Consider the following 22,512-nt stretch of genomic DNA (forward strand, 5'->3'; position numbering starts at 1 on the left):
TGTTAGCATGTTAGCAGTGCTTGCAGATCGACATCTGGAGAAAATAGCAGTGGCTTCGCGCTTTGGTCTTTCGGTTGCCCTCACCACGCCTTTTGATGCGTCCGGGCAAATCGCCATCTCTCCAATGGTCGCGCAAGCCCAGGCTTGCCTTAGCGCCGGCTGCAGCAGCGCAACGCTCTTCGGCACCACGGGGGAAGGCGCCTCGGTGGGGACTGGAGAGCGGCGGATTGTCACCGAAGCCATGCTTGCCGCCGGCATTGCGGCGCATCAGCTCGTCGCCGGCGTGCTGGTCGATGCGGCCGAAGACGCCGCCGAACAGGCGCGGCACGCCTTGCAGCTCGGCGTCCGCAACATACTGCTGGCCCCGCCGAGCTACTTCAAGAATGTCGGCGAGGACGGGCTGTTCGGATGGTTTTCCGCCGTCTTCGCCGCGCTCGGCCCGCTGGCTCGCGGTGTCCTGCTTTACAACATCCCTTCTGTCACCATGGTGCCGCTCCCGCTTAGCCTGATCGGTCGGCTGCGTGCGGCCTTCCCCGGCGTGATCGCCGGTGTAAAGGATTCGGGTGGCGACTGGAGCTATAGCGAGGCGTTGCTAAAGGCCCATGGCGACCTGGTGATTCTAATCGGCGACGAGCGGCATTTGGCGAGAAGTGCGCGCCAGGGCGGGCAAGGCGCCATTTCCGGCATGGCCAATTTCGTCACCGGTGAAATCCGCGCCATGGCCGAGGACGGGCGCGACGACGCCCGCGTCGAGAGCTTCGTGCTCGAATTGCTCAAATATCCGGTCACCCCGGCGGTGAAGGTCATGGTGGCGCGCAAGACCGGCGACGAGCGCTGGCTGGCGGTCCGTCCGCCACTCGAGCCGATCGCTGCGCAGGGGCGGCAACAGCTTACTGCTGCCTATGACAGGCTGTTTGCGACAGAGCCGGCCTGACCGGCAAGGAAGAAACCGCTGAAATGGACGACAGCAGCGAACCGGCCACCCTCAGGGAAAAAGCCTATGCCAGCTTCACGCGGCATTTGCTGGCTCGTGATCTGCGGCCGGGACAGTTCGTGTCGCAGCGCGAACTGGTTGCCTTTACCGGGTTGCCGCTTGGCGCCATCCGCGAGATCGTGCCGCGGCTCGAAGCCGAGGGGCTTCTGATGACCATCCCGCAGCGCGGCATGCAGATCGCCCATATTGATATCAGCCTGATCCGCGAGGCTTTTCAGTTCCGCCTGTTCATGGAGCGCGAAGCGGTGGCGCTATTCACCGTCAACGCGTCCGACGCCGAGCTCGCCCGCCTGCGGCGCGAACATGAGGACATGCTGGCTCAAGCGCTGTCGCAGGCGCCGACGCCGGAAATGGAAGCCAAGGCCCAGAACATCGATTGGGCGATGCACGACACCTTCATCGATGCGCTAGGCAACGAGATCATCGCCAAGGCGTATCTGGTCAATTCGGTAAAGATCCGCCTGATCCACCAAGAGCGCTTCCGTATCGATGGGCGCGTCGTGCCGGTGATGCATGAGCACCTGACAGTGATCGAAGCGCTCGAGAGCCGCGACCCACAAAAGGCTGTCGAGGCGATCAGCCGGCATATCGACAATGCGCGCCGGTTGGCGCTCCAGATCTGAGGACGTATGGTTCGCGGCTGCCGCGACGCAATCCACAACGACAGCAACCCAAGGGAGGAAGAAATGTCGTCCAATCCGTTCAAGCCAACAAGAAGGCAAGTCCTTGCAGGAACCACGGCGCTCGCCGCCGCGGGCCTGGCGGGCCTTCGCCCGAGCTTTTCCGCCAGCGTCGACTGGAAGCGTTTTGCCGGCACGACGCTCGACGTCAATCTGGTCAAAAGCCCGCGCAGCGACACCATCCTGAAATATATCGCCGAATTCGAGGAGCTGACCGGCATCAAGGTCAATGCCGAGGCGACGCCGGAACAGCAGCAGCGGCAGAAGACCGTGATCGAGCTCAGCTCCGGCAAACCGAGCTTCGATGTCGTGCATCTGAGCTATCACGTGCAGAAGCGCCAGTTCGAAAGGGGTGGCTGGCTGGCCGATATCGCCGGCTATCTCGCCGACCCGACCTTGACCGATCCTGGGCTGGTCGAAGGCGATTTCGCCGAAGCCGGCATGCTTTTCGCCAAGGACAGTCAGGGCGTGCTGCGTTCGCTGCCCTTCTCGGTGGACTACTGGATCGTCTACTGGAACAAGGAGCTGTTCGAGGCCAAGGGCCTAAAATATCCTGAAACGTTCGACCAGCTGGTGGCCGCCGCCGAAGCGCTGACCGATCCATCGACCAACACGTTCGGTTTCGTTGCCCGCGGCCTCAAGAATGCAAACACGCCGGTGTGGACGTCGCTGATGCTCGGCTACGACATGACGCCGCTCGACGACAAGGGGAAGCTACGCACCGAGGCTCCCGAGGCGATCGAGGCCGCCGCCCTCTACCAGAGGCTGATGACCAAATCCGCTCCTCCGGGCGTCACCGGCTTCAATTGGGCTGAAGCGCAGTCCGCCTTCCTGCAGGGCAAGATCGGCATGTGGTTCGACGGCGTGGGTTTTGCTCCGCCGATGGAAAATCCCGAAAAGTCGCGCGTGGTCGGCAAGGTCGGCTATGGCGTGATGCCCAAGGGTCCCAAAGCGCATGCCTCCGGGACGTTTGGTGACGGCCTCGGCGTGACCGCCTCCAGCGAACAGAAGGAAGCTGCCTATCTGTTCTGTCAGTGGGCGGTTTCGCCGGCCATGGGCGCGCGCCTGCTTCAGGCCGGCGCCGGCGTGCCTTTCCGCAAGTCGATACTGGAAGACCCCAAGGTGCGCGAAGGCGTCACCATGCCGGCAAGCTGGCTCGATGCCGTCGTCGGCTCGGGCAATATCAGCCGGCTGGCGCTGCCGGTGATCATCCCGGTCACCGAGTTTCGCGACATCTACGGCGTGGCGTTGACCAACATGATTGCTGGTGCTGATCCTGCCGAAGAGCTGAAGAAGGCCACCGAACAGTTCCAGCCGGTGCTCGACAGGAGCGAGCAGGGCTGATGTCTGCCATCGCCCCTGAACGCACCGGGGTAGCGACGCAAGCCATTGAAGGGAGCCAGACGATCCGGCTGGCTCCCAACTACTGGCCCTTCGTCGTTCCGGCGCTCGTCGTCGTTGGCGCCGTGATAGTCTTTCCCTGGGCTTTCACGCTCTGGATGAGCGTCAACCGCTGGACGCTCGGCCAGTCGCGGAGCTTTGCCGGGATGGAAAACTATCTCCGTCTGGCCAGCGACCCGCGATTCTGGGAATCCCTGGTTCATACGTTGACCTATACCTCCCTGTCGGTGGCAGCGCCAATGTTCCTGGGCACTGTCGCCGCCCTGATCTTCGACGCCAAGTTTCCGCTGCGTGGGCTGCTGCGTGGCGTCTTCGTCATGCCGATGATGGCAACGCCCGTTGCCGTCGCGCTGGTCTGGACCATGATGTTCCATCCCCAGCTCGGCGTGCTCAACTATCTTCTATCGCTGGTCGGCATCCCGGCGCAGGAATGGATATTCAATGCCAAAACGGTCATCCCTTCGCTGGTTGCGGTCGAGACCTGGCAGTGGACGCCGCTGGTGATGCTGATCGTGCTGGGCGGGCTGGCCTCGGTACCGCGCGAGCCCTTCGAGAGCGCCGAGATCGATGGTGCCAATGCCTGGCAGCAGTTCCGCTACCTCACTCTGCCGATGATCGCGCCGTTCCTGATGATCGCGTTGATCATTCGCACCATCGATGCGCTGAAGAGCTTCGACATCATCTTTGCAATGACTCAGGGCGGGCCGGGCACGGCGTCGGAAACCATCAACATCTACCTCTACAACACCGCCTTCTCCTACTACGACATTGGCTATGGCTCGGCGATGGCCGTGGTGTTCTTCATCGTCATCGTGGCGCTGTCCTTCATCCTCCTGATGCTGCGCCAGCGCTCGCAGTGGATCGACGCGGAGGGCAAATAGATGAGCTCACGTCTGCTCAACCAGATCGGGCTGTTTTTCGCGGCTCTGGTCATTGTCTCGCCGGCGATCCTGTTCTTCCTCTGGATGATCTCGCTTTCGCTGAAATTCGAGATCGACAACGGCGCCTATCCGCCGATCCTGATTCCCGAACGTTTCGCCTGGTCAAACTATGTAAAGGTGTTCGAGGAGAACAATTTCCTGCTCTATCTCTGGAACTCGGTTCTGGTGACCGGCACGGCGACACTTCTGGCGCTGCTGATCGGCGTGCCGGCCGGCTATGGCATAGCGCGGCTCAAGGCCGAAAAATCGGCGGTCGTCATCATGATCGCCCGCATGACGCCCGGGCTATCCTATCTCATCCCGTTGTTTCTGCTGTTCCAGTGGATTGGGATCCTCGGCACGCTCTGGCCGCAGATCATCATCCATCTGGTGGTGACGGTGCCGATCGTGGTCTGGGTGATGATCGGCTATTTCGAGACCACGCCGATGGAGCTGGAAGAGGCGGCCAACATCGACGGCGCCAGCTCCTGGCAGGTGTTCCGGCTGGTCGCTCTTCCCATCGCCAAGCCGGGCATCGTTGTCGCCTTCATCCTGTCCGTCATCTTTTCGTGGAACAACTTCGTCTTCGGCGTGGTGCTCGCCAGCCGTGAGACACGCACGCTGCCGGTCGCCGTCTACAACATGCTTTCCTATGAGCAGGTGAGTTGGGGGCCGCTCGCCGCCGCAGCACTTGTGGTGACGCTGCCGGTGCTGGTCCTGACCATGTTTGCGCAAAAGCAGATCGTCGCGGGGCTGACCGCCGGAGCGGTCAAGGGCGGCTGAGGCCGCGATCTAGCTGGACATCACTCTTTTCCCCCGGAGAAATCCAATGGCATCGGTAACAATCAACAACGTGCAGAAGGCTTTCGGAGCCACCAAGATCATTCACGACGTCAGTGTCGATATCGCCGACGGCGAGTTCGTCATCCTGGTCGGCCCGTCGGGATGCGGAAAGTCGACGCTCCTGCGCATGATTGCGGGACTTGAAACGATTTCCGGCGGGAAGATCGCCATCGGCGATCGTATGGTCAACAATTTGCGGGCGCGGGACCGGAACATCGCCATGGTGTTCCAGAACTATGCGCTCTATCCACATATGACGGTGGCCGACAATATGGGCTTTGCCCTCAAGATCAAGAAAGCCGATCCGGCCGATACCGCCGGCCGCGTCAGGAATGCCGCCAACATCCTTGGGCTGGAAAAGCTGCTTGAGCGCTACCCGCGTCAGCTCTCCGGCGGCCAGCGCCAGCGCGTCGCCATGGGTCGCGCCATCGTGCGCGACCCGCAGGTCTTCCTGTTCGACGAGCCGCTCTCCAATCTCGACGCCAAGCTGCGCGTCCAGATGCGCGGCGAGATCAAGGCGCTGCACCAGCGGCTGGGCACCACCACCATCTACGTCACGCATGACCAGATCGAAGCCATGACCATGGCCGACAAGATCGTCGTGCTGCATGACGGCCTGGTCGAGCAGATCGGCGCGCCGCTGGACCTCTACGATCAGCCGGCCAATCTCTTCGTTGCCGGCTTTATCGGCTCGCCCGCCATGAATTTCATCGCCGGCCGCATCGAAGAAGGCGTGTTCCGCAGCGCTGGCGGGCTGATCCTGCCGCTGCCGGAAGGCGCCCACCCGGCTGATGCTGCGGGACGCGAGCTTGTCTATGGCATCCGCCCCGAACACATCCGCGCGACGGCCCAGGGCATGCCAGGCACGGTCACGCTTCTGGAGGCCACGGGTTCGGAAATCTTCGCCAAGGTCGACTGCGCCGGCGAGGAAATTTCCTGCCTGTTCCGCGAGCGGCTGCCGCTCAAGCAAGGCGCGCAGGTACGAATCGAGATGGATCGCGCATGCGCCCACCTGTTCGACGCGAAAACCGGCCGGCGTATGTGATTGGCGTGGCCTGCGCGTCATACGCTAGAGCCAGATACCGTCTTTACGGTCGAGCGGGCCAACGCTCTCGGGTCCCGGATCAGCTTCTGCGGCTTCTGCGCCGTAGACCGTCCAGAGCATGTAGACAAAATACCCGACCTGCAAAACTATCGGGCTAATGATCGCCCAGCCGATTGAACCCGTTGCCCAATAAATCGAGATCGACACAAGGCACGACGTAGTGAGTATCCCCACCAGAACCTGAGAAACATTCATCAGTCTCTTCAAAGCGTCCCGGCGCTGACAACAGCCGAGAGGCCCTCCCAATCCAATACTCGGTACTCAATACCCCGAACCAACATCCCATTATTTTAGAGGTTGCGCAAGTACCACGTCGGGTAGCGGCCGCGACATGCAATCTTAAGTTTAAAGTTGCTTATTCCGGCGGTCTGTGGGCTGCCAACGAAGGGTGTAAAAGCTAGTGGAGGCGACTCTCGCGGATGGCTCCGCCTAGGGCGATTGGGGTGTGTCTTCGTCGTCGTTCGCCTTGGAAGGCGGAGCGAGTTCCCGTCCTGCAAGCGGGGAACCGATTGGCCACGACGGCAGCACGGCCTGGGCAGATCGGTCAGCCTCCCATCATCCCAGCGGATGACCTAACCTTCCAATCGGCCGCGGTCCAAAGCAGGTGCAGATATCTGGTTAGAGGAGATCCATAGACCAAAAATTCCGATTGGCGTCCCAGCCCCTCTGTGATCGTCAACTGGGCAGACGAGACAGTTCGAAGTCGGTTCCATTTCTGGATAGCAGCTGCTCGGCGGACCGGAACATGTCGTCAAACGCGAGTTCATTCTCGAAGACTACCCCTCCGACGCCTATGCTCAGGACATCCTCCGCCCCTTTTGGCGCGAAATAGACTTGCGCAACGCGCGCCCGGATACGTTCACCGACCTCCTTGGCGTCTTCTTCGGTGGCACCAGGTAGAAATACCCCAAAGATCGATATCCCTATGCGGCCGATCAGATCCTCCTCGCGCACTGATGACTTTATGGTCGAGGCTATGAGCCGCAAGGCCTCGTCGCCCCATTCAATACCAAATCGCAGGTTGATGGATCGAAGGTGTTCGGGATGGATGACCAGGAAGGCACCCGAACGAGAGCCATGCTCAGATGGCTTCTTTACTCTGCGTTCGATGATCGAAGTAAAAGCCGTTCCGTTCAAGCAGCCCGTCAGGCCGTCGTAGGTCGCTGACTTGTTCAGCTCTTGCCGATAGCGGCGGATCTCAACCCGACCCCAGCCGATCAACAGGAAAAGCGGTAGCCCAATGGCGAGGGGGACGAGCGTTGCCGTGACAACGCCGCGTCCGAACGGCGTGAGCCCATCGGCGAACAGGAGCAGATAGTTGAGGGCCAGCGAAAAACCCAAACTCCCGGCGGTCCCCAGAAGCGTCAGCCATGCGATACTCTTCCACGCCTGGGCAGAGCTGTTCGCCGTCGATTTTGTCACTAACCGATCTCCTGTCAGATAGGCTGGCATAAGGCCGGCAAGTTACAAATTCGGTCTCAAAAGCCAATACAATTTGATCGATCGGGCTGAACGAGCTCTGGCTGACTCACAGATGAAGCTGGAATTGCCCGCGAGAAAGATGGAAGACAACAGTTAACAAACCAAGTGTCGGCGCAGGCTGAACAACCAGCAGCGCAGGCAACCGCCTGTATCAGCATGCCGCTCTAGAGCCTGCCCCGATAAAATCGGGATGGGGCACTTTCTTTTTTGTTTGAGCATGATCGTTTCCGAAAACCGGATTCCGCTTTCGGGGATCGTGCTCCAGCTTCGGCAAGTACGGTTCCGTGAGGGCTCAAAAGGCGAGCTGACTATCGAGGCGGGCCGAATATACCCATCTCCGTATCCATCGCTGTCATCTCCGCCTTGCCGTAGATCCCGCTCGGCAATGACAAGGCCCAGCCATTGGAGACCAGCCAGGCGCCGACATCCTGCCTGCCGAGCCTGCATGGGGCGGCGATAGCGAAACGATCAACTTCCGGTCGCACGAAACATTTCAGCGCGCGCCCGCGCAACCATGAGTTGAAGGCTGCGCGCGCGCGTTGGCCGCAAGGCCAGACGACGTCATGAAAGGAACAGGTCTTATCCATGTCAATGCTCTGGACCCCGCTGATGACCACCGTCCGTCCCATCGATTCGAAGATCGCGGACGAACTCGCAATCGGAGCGTAGAGCAGGACCTCCCGCCAGTCTTGCGGCATCGGCGTTTTCGGGGGCACGGCGAGACCGAGTTCGCTGAGTGGCGGACGGGGCTCGATCCGTTCGATTTCCGAAGAATCAAGTTGTGGCGGAGCGATGAGGTCCTGAGCAATCTTGCGTGCCGGCACTCGCCATTGAGCGTCGAGAACGGTTGCGCCCGGTCGGGTTGGCCGCTTGCCGCGAATATCAGGAGACGGCGCAGGAACAGGCCGGTCGACCGAAAGCAAAGCCCCGCCCTGAATGATCAGGAGGAGCCCGGCCAGAAGCTCCAGGCTTGCGAGCGCGACAGCCAAACGGATGCGGCTCGGCCTGTCCATCAGCTCGATAAGGTCCTGCGGGTTCGCGCCGGGTCAAAAGCCCGACGTCGATCTGGCAACCAATTTGAGCGCACCCTTTTCAACTCGATAGAACGGCATCGATCGCTGGCTGGATCCGTCGGCGCGAAACCGGAATAGACCTGTGGATCCGCGAAACCCGCTCGGATTTTCGAGTACCTGTTTGCTGAAGCCATCGGGTCCAACCGCGCTGGCGATCCCAGCAGTCAGCGCAACCATATCATAGGCGTAGGCGACATTGACGTCGGGCTGATAGTTATAGGTAGTCTTGAAGCGGTCGGCGATTGGTCCGGTTTCGCGCGGATCGAGCGTGGCGATATAGGCCCCTTCAAACAGCGGCTCGATGGGGCGTTCCAGCCAGCGGTTTGTTCCCACCACAGCGATTGTTCTTCCCGGGATACCCTTGGATTTCAGGGCGGCAAGGATTTGCAGCGGGCTGTCGTCTCCGCTGGCGACAATGACGGCGTCCGGAGCATCCACGAGTGAGCCCATGTCGGTGACCGCTTTGGTGCCGCCGTCGCCTGCCGAGTACGGGATAGTGACCGCCAGCGTTGCGCCATAGATGCTTAGGCTGTTCGCGACCCGCTTTTCAACGGCACTGCCGTTCGAGCCAGCTGCGACAAGCAATACGAACTTCTTGCTGCCTTTCGCCGCGATGCCTGCGGCGCCCGCAGCCGCGCTGTCTGCCTCGCTGAGGCGCACGGCATAAACGCCGGGACCGCCTGTGAAATTGTTGGCAAGTGCCAACACTGGCGGCCGTTTCGGTCCCGACAATTTGGCGATATGCTGCGCCGCCGGTAGTTCGGTCGGACCGATGACGACTTTCGCTCCCGTCGTGATCGCCTTTATCGACAATTCGCTGGCGTGTGCACTGTCGCCCTGCGTGTCCTCGACCGTCAGTGTGAGCAATCCATTGCCAAGATCCGCCATTGCGAGTTTTGCGGCATCGAGCATCTTCCTGCCGGTTTCCCCCGTGGCTCCAGGGGCGGACAAGGGCAGCAGCATCGTGATCTTCGTCGAACCACTGCCGATCGATTGCGTCGCCTGGGATCGGCCCGCAACTGCGGCGTCATTCTGCACTCCGGGTGCGGCGATTGCAGCCGGATCGAGCGCTTCGGAAATGCTGGCTTTCGACTGGCAACCTGACAATGTCACGGCGAGCGCAAAGGCGATTGCCCTCGTCCGCAGCCAGAGGACCTGTCGGCCAGCTTCCATGATTTTCCACCCTATGTGCCGCCGAGTCACTTCCCGGTCTGATCTTCCAGTCATGTCACGGCTGAGTTGCGCCGTCTTGTGGTTCTTTAGCCTGCAAAAAGCCGGGCTCTGAGCGTCCTGATCTGTCTGGCTTGCCTTGCATTTCGATAGTCGGCGCATTTCATGTATCGCGGCCCAGGCACGAACACCCGCCGCACGCACACGCGTTTTCCTGCGGCAGGGGCGCTGTCTTCCCCTCCTGCTGAAAATGTGGAAAAGCCGAATGTTGCCACCGGCAATGGCCCGTCAACCTCGAACCCTTCCCTTGCCAGGATCGAGCGCGCGCGCTGGCAGTAGCGGACCGAAAGTGCCGAGAAACGGCTTTCGTTGTGCCCGGCGCGATACTTCATGACGGTGGTGCACAGGTCGCCGTCGGCGAGCCTGTTCGCCTGAGCGAGATATTTGACGCCCAGCGCGATGTTGGTCTTCGGCGCACTCAGCTCTTCGAGCGGGCCTTGAAAGCCAAGCATTCGTGCTGTCGCGGGCATGACCTGCATCAACCCGACTTCCCCGTCGGCACCGCGCGCCTCGGGATCGAACCCGCTTTCGATCTCCATCACGGCGTGTGCGAGCCGCGGCTCCAGGCCGTAGATCGACGACTGGCAGGTCGCGAATGCCTTCAGCGTTTCTCTCGTCCATTCCTGGGTGGCATCGCAGCGCGTCGGCCGCAACCGTTCGGGCAAAGCATTTTGTATTTTAGTGGATTGTTCCGACGCACCCGCGCCGGCATGCATGGCAAGCAGGTCAAAACCGGCCAAGGCGATCGTTCCGACGATCGCCCGCAGCAGTGTTCGGTCGGCCATCATTGTCAGCCAGCCGCGCGTCGCCGCCTTTTTGGTCAGTTCATGTACTCGACCATGCGGTCGTGGAAACACTCGCATTTATTCAGGTAGTCTTCGTCGCGATAATTTGTCTTCAAATAGCCGTATGCCTTGCCGCAGGCGACCTTGGCCTCGGAGGCCCAGACGAAGACAGGCCGTGACGAATGGATCCATTCCGAGCTGTTGGCGACGGCGACAGACTCGTCCATCAGTTGCACCACCTGGTTCTTGAGATCGACGATGTTGTCGGTCTGCACCAGGTTGGACGTGCCGACGACGCGACAATAATCGACCGACGGACCTTCGATGATGTCGGCGGCATACCCCGTCGATCCAACAGCCAGGAACAGTGTTGCACCGGCAGCCAGAAGTCTTGCAGACTTTTTCATGATGAATTCCCCTCTACCATTCGAATCTATAGCATAGCACCTAGCCCTTGCACTATTCCCCTAAACCGCATTGGCCGTGGTCGTATGCTGGGTTATTCCGTCGTCATAAAGCAGCGTGATTGTGCTGGACACCGGCACGTTCGTTAGCGTGGCCACATCCACGAAATTGGTGCCGTTGGCCGTACCGTCGGCATCGACGCTTAGCGTGCCGGTTCCCGCATCGTAGTTCACGAACTCGCCGATATTGGCTCCCCCCGGGGCTGTGTCGAACAACGACGTCAGGTCGATCACGTCGCCCTGGCCGCCAGCGCCGCTGTAGTCGGAGATGAGATCCTTGATGTCCAACTGGTCGAGTTTGAACGTATCAGCACCGTTTCCTCCAGTCATTGTGTCTTGGCCGAAACCTCCAACGAGGAGATCGTTGCCGTCGCCACCGCTGATAAGATCGCTGCCACCACCGCCGCTGAGGAAATCATTGCCTCCCCTGCCTATGATGACGTCATTGCCGCCATTGCCATTGAGATGGTCGATACCGGATGTGCCATAGATCTGGTCGGCCAAGGTGGCATCGCCATTCACCGTTATTCCAGGATCGCCTGGATCATGGGAGAAGAATTCGAATCTGACTGCGCGGGCCTGGTAGTTGCCGCCATCATTGTCGAAATAGGAAAGTGTCCATGTGTCGCCGGCGGCCGGTGGATTTGCGATCAGATAGTCCGCGAGCGTCGTCGTCGTTGCGACCCCGGCGCCGTCGAGAAGGAAGATATGGTCATAGTCGACGGTCGCCTTCATCAGGCCGGTGGCCGGGTCGTAGGTCCAACTCTGCTCGAATGTTCCGGCAGTCAGATCGTCTTCAACAACTGCAAAACGGTTCGCTCCGATCCTGATCTCGACTTGAACTTCCTGCTCGCGATGCGATCCCGCACTGCCGTCTCCGAAGACGCCTGGATTGCGTTCCCCTAGCGGGATCGGAGTTACGAAGGGCGACTCCTGGAAGTCGGTGTAGATTACGACTGTCGAGCCGTGAGGATCGGCCGTTATGGCGCTTACCGTGGCTTGGGACAGGCTCAGGTTCTGGGTCTGGTCGTTTCCGGAGGTGAGCGGGCTGTTACCATTACCCACCTGTGCGGTATCGCTGGGCAAGCTGGTCGGCGGGACTTCGTGGATGCCGACAGTCTGAGTGACGTGGGCGGTGCCGTCGAAGACGTCCAGCGACAGATTGACGTTGACGGTGTCGGTTACCGTTGCGGTCGGCCTGTAGACCAGGTCGTCCAGCAGGTTGATGCCGCCGGCCGGATCGTAGAGCACAGTGCCGGCCGTCAGGGCGACGTAGGTGACGCCATCGAAATAGAACGTGCCTGTGGGGATCGTCCCCGTCGCGGTGACGATGAGGTTATCGCCATCCGCATCGGTCGGGATAGTCACCAGCAAGGGATATCCGTCGGGATAGCTCGGCGTGCTCAAAGTTTGCTGTGCCGGATCGCTCGACATCCAGTTCTGGGTGTTTGCGGCAACCGGCGCATTGTTGACGTCCGACAGGGTGATGGTCAGCGTCGTCGTCGACAGGTCGCCGTCGCCGTCCATGATGGTGTAGACGAAGGTGTCGGTGGCGCCGCCGGCCGGCACGGCGTTGGCAAAGCCGTCATAGCTGTAGCTGCCGTTGGCGTTGAGCGTCAGCGTGCCGTAGGTGCCGGCAATGCCGGCGCCCAGCCCGCCGCTCACCGGGCTGGCGGTGTTGCTGCCGGCGGCCACGCCGACAACGCCGCCACCGGCGGCCGCACCGTCGGCGCCGAACACGTCGTCGGTGGCGTCGCTCAGCACGTTGCCGGTGGCGATGGCGCCCTCGGCGACGCTGTTGGTGTCGGCGTTCGCCGTCGGCACGTCGTCGACGACGTCGATGGTGATGGTGCTGGTGATGGTGTTGCCGTTGGCGTCGGTCGCCTGGTAGGTGAAGCTCTCGACGTTGTTGACCGTGTTGGTGCCGTTGTCGGCATCGGCGCCGTCGACCGGTGCGGTCAGCGTGTAGCTGTAGGTGCCGTCGGCATTGAGGGTCAGCGTGCCGTGCGAGCCGGTCGCGCTGCCGACCAGCGCAAAGGTGTAGGGGCCGCTGCCGCCGGAGAGGTTGTCGGCGACCGTGCCGGTCACCGTCTCGGCCGGGCTGGCCGGATTGCTGCCGATCGCCAGTGCTGCTTCATTGACCGTGGCGTCGTCATTGGCGGCCGCCAGGCCGCTGTCCGACAGGGTGATGGTCAGCGTCGTCGTCGACAGGTCGCCGTCGCCGTCCATGATGGTGTAGACGAAGGTGTCGGTGGCGCCGCCGGCCGGCACGGCGTTGGCAAAGCCGTCATAGCTGTAGCTGCCGTTGGCGTTGAGCGTCAGCGTGCCGTAGGTGCCGGCAATGCCGGCGCCCAGCCCGCCGCTCACCGGGCTGGCGGTGTTGCTGCCGGCGGCCACGCCGACAACGCCGCCACCGGCGGCCGCACCGTCGGCGCCGAACACGTCGTCGGTGGCGTCGCTCAGCACGTTGCCGGTGGCGATGGCGCCCTCGGCGACGCTGTTGGTGTCGGCGTTCGCCGTCGGCACGTCGTCGACGACGTCGATGGTGATGGTGCTGGTGATGGTGTTGCCGTTGGCGTCGGTCGCCTGGTAGGTGAAGCTCTCGACGTTGTTGACCGTGTTGGTGCCGTTGTCGGCATCGGCGCCGTCGACCGGTGCGGTCAGCGTGTAGCTGTAGGTGCCGTCGGCATTGAGGGTCAGCGTGCCGTGCGAGCCGGTCGCGCTGCCGACCAGCGCAAAGGTGTAGGGGCCGCTGCCGCCGGAGAGGTTGTCGGCGACCGTGCCGGTCACCGTCTCGGCCGGGCTGGCCGGATTGCTGCCGATCGCCAGTGCTGCTTCATTGACCGTGGCGTCGTCATTGGCGGCCGCCAGGCCGCTGTCCGACAGGGTGATGGTCAGCGTCGTCGTCGACAGGTCGCCGTCGCCGTCCATGATGGTGTAGACGAAGGTGTCGGTGGCGCCGCCGGCCGGCACGGCGTTGGCAAAGCCGTCATAGCTGTAGCTGCCGTTGGCGTTGAGCGTCAGCGTGCCGTAGGTGCCGGCAATGCCGGCGCCCAGCCCGCCGCTCACCGGGCTGGCGGTGTTGCTGCCGGCGGCCACGCCGACAACGCCGCCACCGGCGGCCGCACCGTCGGCGCCGAACACGTCGTCGGTGGCGTCGCTCAGCACGTTGCCGGTGGCGATGGCGCCCTCGGCGACGCTGTTGGTGTCGGCGTTCGCCGTCGGCACGTCGTCGACGACGTCGATGGTGATGGTGCTGGTGATGGTGTTGCCGTTGGCGTCGGTCGCCTGGTAGGTGAAGCTCTCGACGTTGTTGACCGTGTTGGTGCCGTTGTCGGCATCGGCGCCGTCGACCGGTGCGGTCAGCGTGTAGCTGTAGGTGCCGTCGGCATTGAGGGTCAGCGTGCCGTGCGAGCCGGTCGCGCTGCCGACCAGCGCAAAGGTGTAGGGGCCGCTGCCGCCGGAGAGGTTGTCGGCGACCGTGCCGGTCACCGTCTCGGCCGGGCTGGCCGGATTGCTGCCGATCGCCAGTGCTGCTTCATTGACCGTGGCGTCGTCATTGGCGGCCGCCAGGCCGCTGTCCGACAGGGTGATGGTCAGCGTCGTCGTCGACAGGTCGCCGTCGCCGTCCATGATGGTGTAGACGAAGGTGTCGGTGGCGCCGCCGGCCGGCACGGCGTTGGCAAAGCCGTCATAGCTGTAGCTGCCGTTGGCGTTGAGCGTCAGCGTGCCGTAGGTGCCGGCAATGCCGGCGCCCAGCCCGCCGCTCACCGGGCTGGCGGTGTTGCTGCCGGCGGCCACGCCGACAACGCCGCCACCGGCGGCCGCACCGTCGGCGCCGAACACGTCGTCGGTGGCGTCGCTCAGCACGTTGCCGGTGGCGATGGCGCCCTCGGCGACGCTGTTGGTGTCGGCGTTCGCCGTCGGCACGTCGTCGACGACGTCGATGGTGATGGTGCTGGTGATGGTGTTGCCGTTGGCGTCGGTCGCCTGGTAGGTGAAGCTCTCGACGTTGTCGACCGTGTTGGTGCCGTTGTCGGCATCGGCGCCGTCGACCGGTGCGGTCAGCGTGTAGCTGTAGGTGCCGTCGGCATTGAGGGTCAGCGTGCCGTGCGAGCCGGTCGCGCTGCCGACCAGCGCAAAGGTGTAGGGGCCGCTGCCGCCGGAGAGGTTGTCGGCGACCGTGCCGGTCACCGTCTCGGCCGGGCTGGCCGGATTGCTGCCGATCGCCAGTGCTGCTTCATTGACCGTGGCGTCGTCATTGGCGGCCGCCAGGCCGCTGTCCGACAGGGTGATGGTCAGCGTCGTCGTCGACAGGTCGCCGTCGCCGTCCATGATGGTGTAGACGAAGGTGTCGGTGGCGCCGCCGGCCGGCACGGCGTTGGCAAAGCCGTCATAGCTGTAGCTGCCGTTGGCGTTGAGCGTCAGCGTGCCGTAGGTGCCGGCAATGCCGGCGCCCAGCCCGCCGCTCACCGGGCTGGCGGTGTTGCTGCCGGCGGCCACGCCGACAACGCCGCCACCGGCGGCCGCACCGTCGGCGCCGAACACGTCGTCGGTGGCGTCGCTCAGCACGTTGCCGGTGGCGATGGCGCCCTCGGCGACGCTGTTGGTGTCGGCGTTCGCCGTCGGCACGTCGTCGACGACGTCGATGGTGATGGTGCTGGTGATGGTGTTGCCGTTGGCGTCGGTCGCCTGGTAGGTGAAGCTCTCGACGTTGTCGACCGTGTTGGTGCCGTTGTCGGCATCGGCGCCGTCGACCGGTGCGGTCAGCGTGTAGCTGTAGGTGCCGTCGGCATTGAGGGTCAGCGTGCCGTGCGAGCCGGTCGCGCTGCCGACCAGCGCAAAGGTGTAGGGGCCGCTGCCGCCGGAGAGGTTGTCGGCGACCGTGCCGGTCACCGTCTCGGCCGGGCTGGCCGGATTGCTGCCGATCGCCAGTGCTGCTTCATTGACCGTGGCGTCGTCATTGGCGGCCGCCAGGCCGCTGTCCGACAGGGTGATGGTCAGCGTCGTCGTCGACAGGTCGCCGTCGCCGTCCATGATGGTGTAGACGAAGGTGTCGGTGGCGCCGCCGGCCGGCACGGCGTTGGCAAAGCCGTCATAGCTGTAGCTGCCGTTGGCGTTGAGCGTCAGCGTGCCGTAGGTGCCGGCAATGCCGGCGCCCAGCCCGCCGCTCACCGGGCTGGCGGTGTTGCTGCCGGCGGCCACGCCGACAACGCCGCCACCGGCGGCCGCACCGTCGGCGCCGAACACGTCGTCGGTGGCGTCGCTCAGCACGTTGCCGGTGGCGATGGCGCCCTCGGCGACGCTGTTGGTGTCGGCGTTCGCCGTCGGCACGTCGTCGACGACGTCGATGGTGATGGTGCTGGTGATGGTGTTGCCGTTGGCGTCGGTCGCCTGGTAGGTGAAGCTCTCGACGTTGTTGACCGTGTTGGTGCCGTTGTCGGCATCGGCGCCGTCGACCGGTGCGGTCAGCGTGTAGCTGTAGGTGCCGTCGGCATTGAGGGTCAGCGTGCCGTGCGAGCCGGTCGCGCTGCCGACCAGCGCAAAGGTGTAGGGGCCGCTGCCGCCGGAGAGGTTGTCGGCGACCGTGCCGGTCACCGTCTCGGCCGGGCTGGCCGGATTGCTGCCGATCGCCAGTGCTGCTTCATTGACCGTGGCGTCGTCATTGGCGGCCGCCAGGCCGCTGTCCGACAGGGTGATGGTCAGCGTCGTCGTCGACAGGTCGCCGTCCCCGTCCATGATGGTGTAGACGAAGGTGTCGGTGGCGCCGCCGGCCGGCACGGCGTTGGCAAAGCCGTCATAGCTGTAGGTGCCGTTGGCGTTGAGCGTCAGCGTGCCGTAGGTGCCGGCAATGCCGGCGCCCAGCCCGCCGCTCACCGGGCTGGCGGTGTTGCTGCCGGCGGCCACGCCGACAACGCCGCCACCGGCGGCCGCACCGTCGGCGCCGAACACGTCGTCGGTGGCGTCGCTCAGCACGTTGCCGGTGGCGATGGCGCCCTCGGCGACGCTGTTGGTGTCGGCGTTCGCCGTCGGCACGTCGTCGACGACGTCGATGGTGATGGTGCTGGTGATGGTGTTGCCGTTGGCGTCGGTCGCCTGGTAGGTGAAGCTCTCGACGTTGTTGACCGTGTTGGTGCCGTTGTCGGCATCGGCGCCGTCGACCGGTGCGGTCAGCGTGTAGCTGTAGGTGCCGTCGGCATTGAGGGTCAGCGTGCCGTGCGAGCCGGTCGCGCTGCCGACCAGCGCAAAGGTGTAGGGGCCGCTGCCGCCGGAGAGGTTGTCGGCGACCGTGCCGGTCACCGTCTCGGCCGGGCTGGCCGGATTGCTGCCGATCGCCAGTGCTGCTTCATTGACCGTGGCGTCGTCATTGGCGGCCGCCAGGCCGCTGTCCGACAGGGTGATGGTCAGCGTCGTCGTCGACAGGTCGCCGTCGCCGTCCATGATGGTGTAGACGAAGGTGTCGGTGGCGCCGCCGGCCGGCACGGCGTTGGCAAAGCCGTCATAGCTGTAGCTGCCGTTGGCGTTGAGCGTCAGCGTGCCGTAGGTGCCGGCAATGCCGGCGCCCAGCCCGCCGCTCACCGGGCTGGCGGTGTTGCTGCCGGCGGCCACGCCGACAACGCCGCCACCGGCGGCCGCACCGTCGGCGCCGAACACGTCGTCGGTGGCGTCGCTCAGCACGTTGCCGGTGGCGATGGCGCCCTCGGCGACGCTGTTGGTGTCGGCGTTCGCCGTCGGCACGTCGTCGACGACGTCGATGGTGATGGTGCTGGTGATGGTGTTGCCGTTGGCGTCGGTCGCCTGGTAGGTGAAGCTCTCGACGTTGTTGACCGTGTTGGTGCCGTTGTCGGCATCGGCGCCGTCGACCGGTGCGGTCAGCGTGTAGCTGTAGGTGCCGTCGGCATTGAGGGTCAGCGTGCCGTGCGAGCCGGTCGCGCTGCCGACCAGCGCAAAGGTGTAGGGGCCGCTGCCGCCGGAGAGGTTGTCGGCGACCGTGCCGGTCACCGTCTCGGCCGGGCTGGCCGGATTGCTGCCGATCGCCAGTGCTGCTTCATTGACCGTGGCGTCGTCATTGGCGGCCGCCAGGCCGCTGTCCGACAGGGTGATGGTCAGCGTCGTCGTCGACAGGTCGCCGTCGCCGTCCATGATGGTGTAGACGAAGGTGTCGGTGGCGCCGCCGGCCGGCACGGCGTTGGCAAAGCCGTCATAGCTGTAGCTGCCGTTGGCGTTGAGCGTCAGCGTGCCGTAGGTGCCGGCAATGCCGGCGCCCAGCCCGCCGCTCACCGGGCTGGCGGTGTTGCTGCCGGCGGCCACGCCGACAACGCCGCCACCGGCGGCCGCACCGTCGGCGCCGAACACGTCGTCGGTGGCGTCGCTCAGCACGTTGCCGGTGGCGATGGCGCCCTCGGCGACGCTGTTGGTGTCGGCGTTCGCCGTCGGCACGTCGTCGACGACGTCGATGGTGATGGTGCTGGTGATGGTGTTGCCGTTGGCGTCGGTCGCCTGGTAGGTGAAGCTCTCGACGTTGTTGACCGTGTTGGTGCCGTTGTCGGCATCGGCGCCGTCGACCGGTGCGGTCAGCGTGTAGCTGTAGGTGCCGTCGGCATTGAGGGTCAGCGTGCCGTGCGAGCCGGTCGCGCTGCCGACCAGCGCAAAGGTGTAGGGGCCGCTGCCGCCGGAGAGGTTGTCGGCGACCGTGCCGGTCACCGTCTCGGCCGGGCTGGCCGGATTGCTGCCGATCGCCAGTGCTGCTTCATTGACCGTGGCGTCGTCATTGGCGGCCGCCAGGCCGCTGTCCGACAGGGTGATGGTCAGCGTCGTCGTCGACAGGTCGCCGTCGCCGTCCATGATGGTGTAGACGAAGGTGTCGGTGGCGCCGCCGGCCGGCACGGCGTTGGCAAAGCCGTCATAGCTGTAGCTGCCGTTGGCGTTGAGCGTCAGCGTGCCGTAGGTGCCGGCAATGCCGGCGCCCAGCCCGCCGCTCACCGGGCTGGCGGTGTTGCTGCCGGCGGCCACGCCGACAACGCCGCCACCGGCGGCCGCACCGTCGGCGCCGAACACGTCGTCGGTGGCGTCGCTCAGCACGTTGCCGGTGGCGATGGCGCCCTCGGCGACGCTGTTGGTGTCGGCGTTCGCCGTCGGCACGTCGTCGACGACGTCGATGGTGATGGTGCTGGTGATGGTGTTGCCGTTGGCGTCGGTCGCCTGGTAGGTGAAGCTCTCGACGTTGTTGACCGTGTTGGTGCCGTTGTCGGCATCGGCGCCGTCGACCGGTGCGGTCAGCGTGTAGCTGTAGGTGCCGTCGGCATTGAGGGTCAGCGTGCCGTGCGAGCCGGTCGCGCTGCCGACCAGCGCAAAGGTGTAGGGGCCGCTGCCGCCGGAGAGGTTGTCGGCGACCGTGCCGGTCACCGTCTCGGCCGGGCTGGCCGGATTGCTGCCGATCGCCAGTGCTGCTTCATTGACCGTGGCGTCGTCATTGGCGGCCGCCAGGCCGCTGTCCGACAGGGTGATGGTCAGCGTCGTCGTCGACAGGTCGCCGTCGCCGTCCATGATGGTGTAGACGAAGGTGTCGGTGGCGCCGCCGGCCGGCACGGCGTTGGCAAAGCCGTCATAGCTGTAGCTGCCGTTGGCGTTGAGCGTCAGCGTGCCGTAGGTGCCGGCAATGCCGGCGCCCAGCCCGCCGCTCACCGGGCTGGCGGTGTTGCTGCCGGCGGCCACGCCGACAACGCCGCCACCGGCGGCCGCACCGTCGGCGCCGAACACGTCGTCGGTGGCGTCGCTCAGCACGTTGCCGGTGGCGATGGCGCCCTCGGCGACGCTGTTGGTGTCGGCGTTCGCCGTCGGCACGTCGTCGACGACGTCGATGGTGATGGTGCTGGTGATGGTGTTGCCGTTGGCGTCGGTCGCCTGGTAGGTGAAGCTCTCGACGTTGTCGACCGTGTTGGTGCCGTTGTCGGCATCGGCGCCGTCGACCGGTGCGGTCAGCGTGTAGCTGTAGGTGCCGTCGGCATTGAGGGTCAGCGTGCCGTGCGAGCCGGTCGCGCTGCCGACCAGCGCAAAGGTGTAGGGGCCGCTGCCGCCGGAGAGGTTGTCGGCGACCGTGCCGGTCACCGTCTCGGCCGGGCTGGCCGGATTGCTGCCGATCGCCAGTGCTGCTTCATTGACCGTGGCGTCGTCATTGGCGGCCGCCAGGCCGCTGTCCGACAGGGTGATGGTCAGCGTCGTCGTCGACAGGTCGCCGTCGCCGTCCATGATGGTGTAGACGAAGGTGTCGGTGGCGCCGCCGGCCGGCACGGCGTTGGCAAAGCCGTCATAGCTGTAGGTGCCGTTGGCGTTGAGCGTCAGCGTGCCGTAGGTGCCGGCAATGCCGGCGCCCAGCCCGCCGCTCACCGGGCTGGCGGTGTTGCTGCCGGCGGCCACGCCGACAACGCCGCCACCGGCGGCCGCACCGTCGGCGCCGAACACGTCGTCGGTGGCGTCGCTCAGCACGTTGCCGGTGGCGATGGCGCCCTCGGCGACGCTGTTGGTGTCGGCGTTCGCCGTCGGCACGTCGTCGACGACGTCAATGGTGAGTGTATCGTTGGCGCTCTGCCCGTCCTGGTCGGTCAGCACCACTGCAAAGTTCTCGAACAGGCTGTTCTCACCGAGGGCGGTGGGATGCGCCTCATTGTCGAGGAGCGTGTAGGTGTAGCTCACCTGACCTGTCGCGGCATCGTAGGCAGTCACAGCCAGCGTGTTGCCCTCCGGCGTCGTGAACGAGCCCGCCGTGAACACGCCGTTGGTGATGAAGGCCTGACCACCGATCGTCAGCGAGGCAATGCCGTCGGGCGAAGAGATGGTGAAGGTGCCCGTACCGGTCTCGGCCGTGCTTGACGGGTTCGACCCAGGCCCGCCCGGCGTACCGACATTTAACGCCTCTTCATTCACCGTTACGTCGCCGCCACGGGCCTCGGGCGTCAGGTCGGTGATCACCGGCGGTGCATCGCCGATCGAGATTGTCAGTGTCGTGTGCGACAGGTCGCCGTCGCCATCCTTGATGGTGTAGGTGAACACGTCGTCGACGCCGCCGGGCGTGCCGGCATCGCGCGCATAGCTGTAGGTGCCGTCGGCGTTCAGCGTCAGCTTGCCGTAAGTCCCCTGGATCTGCACGCCAAGCGTGCCGCCGTCGTCCAGATCGGAATTCGTCGTGCCGCTCGTGACCCCGACCACCGTCGCACCATCGGCGCCCTGCGTGTCGGCCGCCCCATCAGTCAGGTTGACGTCAACGCCGTCTGTCCCGCCAGCAAGCACATTACCCGTCGCGGGGCCGAACTGACCCGCCGCGATGCTGTCCGTGTCGGCAATCGCCGTCGGCGCGTCGTCGACGATGTTGATGGCCAGGTTGCCTGGCGCTGCCGGATCGCCATCGGCGTCCGTCACCGCGACGGGGAGGTTTACGCTGGTGGTGTCGCCGGAGGTGTTGTCGATGAGCGTATAGGAATAGCTGATCGTGCCCAAGCCGGTCGCGGGATCATAGACATAGCTCGCTGTCAGCGAGCCGGTCGCGTCGGTGAAGGTCTGGGGCACGCCGGTCAGCACATGGCCGCCCAGCGAGACTTCCGACACGCCGTCCGGCGAGCTGAAGCCGATCGTGCCAGAGGTCGTCTCCGAGGTCGCAGGCTCATTCGAGCCATGTGACTCGCCGCTGCGTGCCGGCAGGCCAGCCTCATAGACCGTGGTCGAGGCTACAGGATCAATCGAAGGGGTAGAGTCTTTCTCCCTGACGCCAATCGTCAGTTCGCGCGGCTCCAAACGGCCAAACTGCAAGGCCGTCGGCGGCAGCAATGCCGATAGATCGAACCCATTGCCGATCCCACCGACTGGAACCGCGAAGTTTCCGCCGGCGCTGCCCGGCGTCCCGTTTCCCGGCCCCGCCGAGATCGAGCCGTCGGCGCCGAAGGCAATGTCGACATGGCTTGCTTCAAGCGCCGCCAGCAAGGCGACGCGCGGCACCTCAATGTCGCCGAGAATAAAGGTCGGCACGTTCAGGGCACCGTCCTTGATGACGACCACCGAGCCGTCTGGTTGTTCGAGCAGAAGGTGGCGGCCGTCGACTCGGATATTGTCGATAGCGACGTTGGCCGGAAATCTCACGGTGTTGCCGGCGTCGGCCACATATTCATTCGGCGCCGCAGCCGCTGGTGCATTGGCCGCTGCCGGCGCTTCCGTTTGCACTGCTGCGCCGTTGCCCACATCCGCCGGCACCGGCTCGGCTGCTGCCGGTTGCTCGGTCGAGGCTGCTTGCGCGACCTGGATACCTGCCGCCGATGCCAGGCCGCTGTATTCATTGGAAGCAGAATGTTCGTCCGAGGAACCTGAAACACTGTCCAATTCGATAATGGTCGCCATAGCTGAAACCCCTCCGGTATTTCTCTGGAAGAGACAGCGGTAATCTCGGCTTTGCAACAGTCTGGTAATCTATTCCATATATCCTAATATGCATTTGCCACTATTTTTTACGCATGGTAAATCATATTTATATAACCCTATATATGTTGC

At 64.2% G+C, this 22,512-nt stretch carries 13 protein-coding genes; 6 read left to right on the forward strand and 7 right to left on the reverse strand.

The genetic code is table 11. From position 1 onward, the window contains the following. The first annotated feature begins 49 nt into the window (after positions 1-49). From EJ075_RS13550 to ugpC, 6 genes are all read left to right on the forward strand, one after another. A complete protein-coding gene (locus EJ075_RS13550) occupies positions 50-934 on the forward strand; it encodes a dihydrodipicolinate synthase family protein (protein WP_126104672.1) in 885 nt (294 codons plus the stop codon). 23 nt (positions 935-957) lie between these two features. Then, entirely contained in the window at positions 958-1,617 is a 660-nt protein-coding gene (locus EJ075_RS13555) for a GntR family transcriptional regulator (RefSeq protein ID WP_126104673.1), read from the forward strand. Between the two features lie 63 nt (positions 1,618-1,680). Further along, a complete protein-coding gene (locus tag EJ075_RS13560) occupies positions 1,681-3,018 on the forward strand; it encodes an extracellular solute-binding protein (RefSeq protein WP_126104674.1) in 1,338 nt (445 codons plus the stop codon). After that, a complete protein-coding gene (locus tag EJ075_RS13565; RefSeq protein ID WP_126104675.1) occupies positions 3,018-3,956 on the forward strand; it encodes a sugar ABC transporter permease in 939 nt (312 codons plus the stop codon). Before EJ075_RS13560 ends, EJ075_RS13565 begins: the two co-directional genes overlap by 1 nt. Continuing rightward, positions 3,957-4,778 carry a carbohydrate ABC transporter permease gene (locus EJ075_RS13570; RefSeq protein WP_023797160.1) on the forward strand — a complete coding sequence of 274 codons (822 nt, stop codon included), beginning with the start codon at positions 3,957-3,959 and terminating at the stop codon, positions 4,776-4,778. Between the two features lie 46 nt (positions 4,779-4,824). Next, on the forward strand, positions 4,825-5,883 hold the full coding sequence (gene ugpC, locus EJ075_RS13575; protein WP_126104676.1) for a sn-glycerol-3-phosphate ABC transporter ATP-binding protein UgpC: 1,059 nt from the start codon (positions 4,825-4,827) through the stop codon (positions 5,881-5,883). 24 nt (positions 5,884-5,907) lie between these two features. Here the strand turns inward: ugpC and EJ075_RS13580 are convergent, their stop codons facing one another. The 7 genes from EJ075_RS13580 to EJ075_RS13610 all read right to left on the reverse strand — a co-directional run bounded on the left by EJ075_RS13580 (position 5,908) and on the right by EJ075_RS13610 (position 22,362). Next, a complete protein-coding gene (locus tag EJ075_RS13580) occupies positions 5,908-6,138 on the reverse strand; it encodes a hypothetical protein (protein WP_126104677.1) in 231 nt (76 codons plus the stop codon). A 480-nt stretch (positions 6,139-6,618) separates the two neighbouring features. Next, complete coding sequence (locus EJ075_RS13585) at positions 6,619-7,365, reverse strand: GGDEF domain-containing protein (RefSeq protein ID WP_245458150.1); 747 nt, start codon at positions 7,363-7,365, stop codon at positions 6,619-6,621. A gap of 368 nt (positions 7,366-7,733) precedes the next feature. Continuing rightward, positions 7,734-8,438: a thermonuclease family protein gene (locus EJ075_RS13590; RefSeq protein ID WP_126104679.1), complete on the reverse strand. Its 705-nt coding sequence runs from the start codon at positions 8,436-8,438 to the stop codon at positions 7,734-7,736. Between the two features lie 33 nt (positions 8,439-8,471). After that, positions 8,472-9,671, reverse strand: a complete 1,200-nt coding sequence (locus EJ075_RS13595; protein WP_126107331.1) for an ABC transporter substrate-binding protein — start codon at positions 9,669-9,671, stop codon at positions 8,472-8,474. An 86-nt stretch (positions 9,672-9,757) separates the two neighbouring features. Beyond that, complete coding sequence (locus EJ075_RS13600; RefSeq protein WP_095487039.1) at positions 9,758-10,516, reverse strand: transglycosylase SLT domain-containing protein; 759 nt, start codon at positions 10,514-10,516, stop codon at positions 9,758-9,760. A gap of 32 nt (positions 10,517-10,548) precedes the next feature. Beyond that, positions 10,549-10,920: a hypothetical protein gene (locus EJ075_RS13605; RefSeq protein ID WP_126104680.1), complete on the reverse strand. Its 372-nt coding sequence runs from the start codon at positions 10,918-10,920 to the stop codon at positions 10,549-10,551. 60 nt (positions 10,921-10,980) lie between these two features. Further along, on the reverse strand, positions 10,981-22,362 hold the full coding sequence (locus EJ075_RS13610) for an Ig-like domain-containing protein (protein ID WP_126104681.1): 11,382 nt from the start codon (positions 22,360-22,362) through the stop codon (positions 10,981-10,983). Positions 22,363-22,512: the final 150 nt, after the last annotated feature.

Source organism: Mesorhizobium sp. M6A.T.Cr.TU.016.01.1.1 (assembly GCF_003952585.1).
GTDB lineage: Bacteria > Pseudomonadota > Alphaproteobacteria > Rhizobiales > Rhizobiaceae > Mesorhizobium > Mesorhizobium mediterraneum.

Excerpts from the sequence above, each read along its gene's own strand:
- EJ075_RS13595 (WP_126107331.1), bottom strand. The coding sequence starts at position 9,671 with ATGGAAGCTGGCCGACAGGTCCTCTGGCTGCGGACGAGGGCAATCGCC.
- EJ075_RS13590 (WP_126104679.1), bottom strand. The coding sequence starts at position 8,438 with ATGGACAGGCCGAGCCGCATCCGTTTGGCTGTCGCGCTCGCAAGCCTG.
- EJ075_RS13610 (WP_126104681.1), bottom strand. The coding sequence starts at position 22,362 with ATGGCGACCATTATCGAATTGGACAGTGTTTCAGGTTCCTCGGACGAA.
- EJ075_RS13570 (WP_023797160.1), top strand. The coding sequence starts at position 3,957 with ATGAGCTCACGTCTGCTCAACCAGATCGGGCTGTTTTTCGCGGCTCTG.
- EJ075_RS13605 (WP_126104680.1), bottom strand. The coding sequence starts at position 10,920 with ATGAAAAAGTCTGCAAGACTTCTGGCTGCCGGTGCAACACTGTTCCTG.
- EJ075_RS13600 (WP_095487039.1), bottom strand. The coding sequence starts at position 10,516 with ATGATGGCCGACCGAACACTGCTGCGGGCGATCGTCGGAACGATCGCC.
- EJ075_RS13555 (WP_126104673.1), top strand. The coding sequence starts at position 958 with ATGGACGACAGCAGCGAACCGGCCACCCTCAGGGAAAAAGCCTATGCC.
- EJ075_RS13565 (WP_126104675.1), top strand. The coding sequence starts at position 3,018 with ATGTCTGCCATCGCCCCTGAACGCACCGGGGTAGCGACGCAAGCCATT.
- ugpC (WP_126104676.1), top strand. The coding sequence starts at position 4,825 with ATGGCATCGGTAACAATCAACAACGTGCAGAAGGCTTTCGGAGCCACC.
- EJ075_RS13580 (WP_126104677.1), bottom strand. The coding sequence starts at position 6,138 with ATGAATGTTTCTCAGGTTCTGGTGGGGATACTCACTACGTCGTGCCTT.
- EJ075_RS13560 (WP_126104674.1), top strand. The coding sequence starts at position 1,681 with ATGTCGTCCAATCCGTTCAAGCCAACAAGAAGGCAAGTCCTTGCAGGA.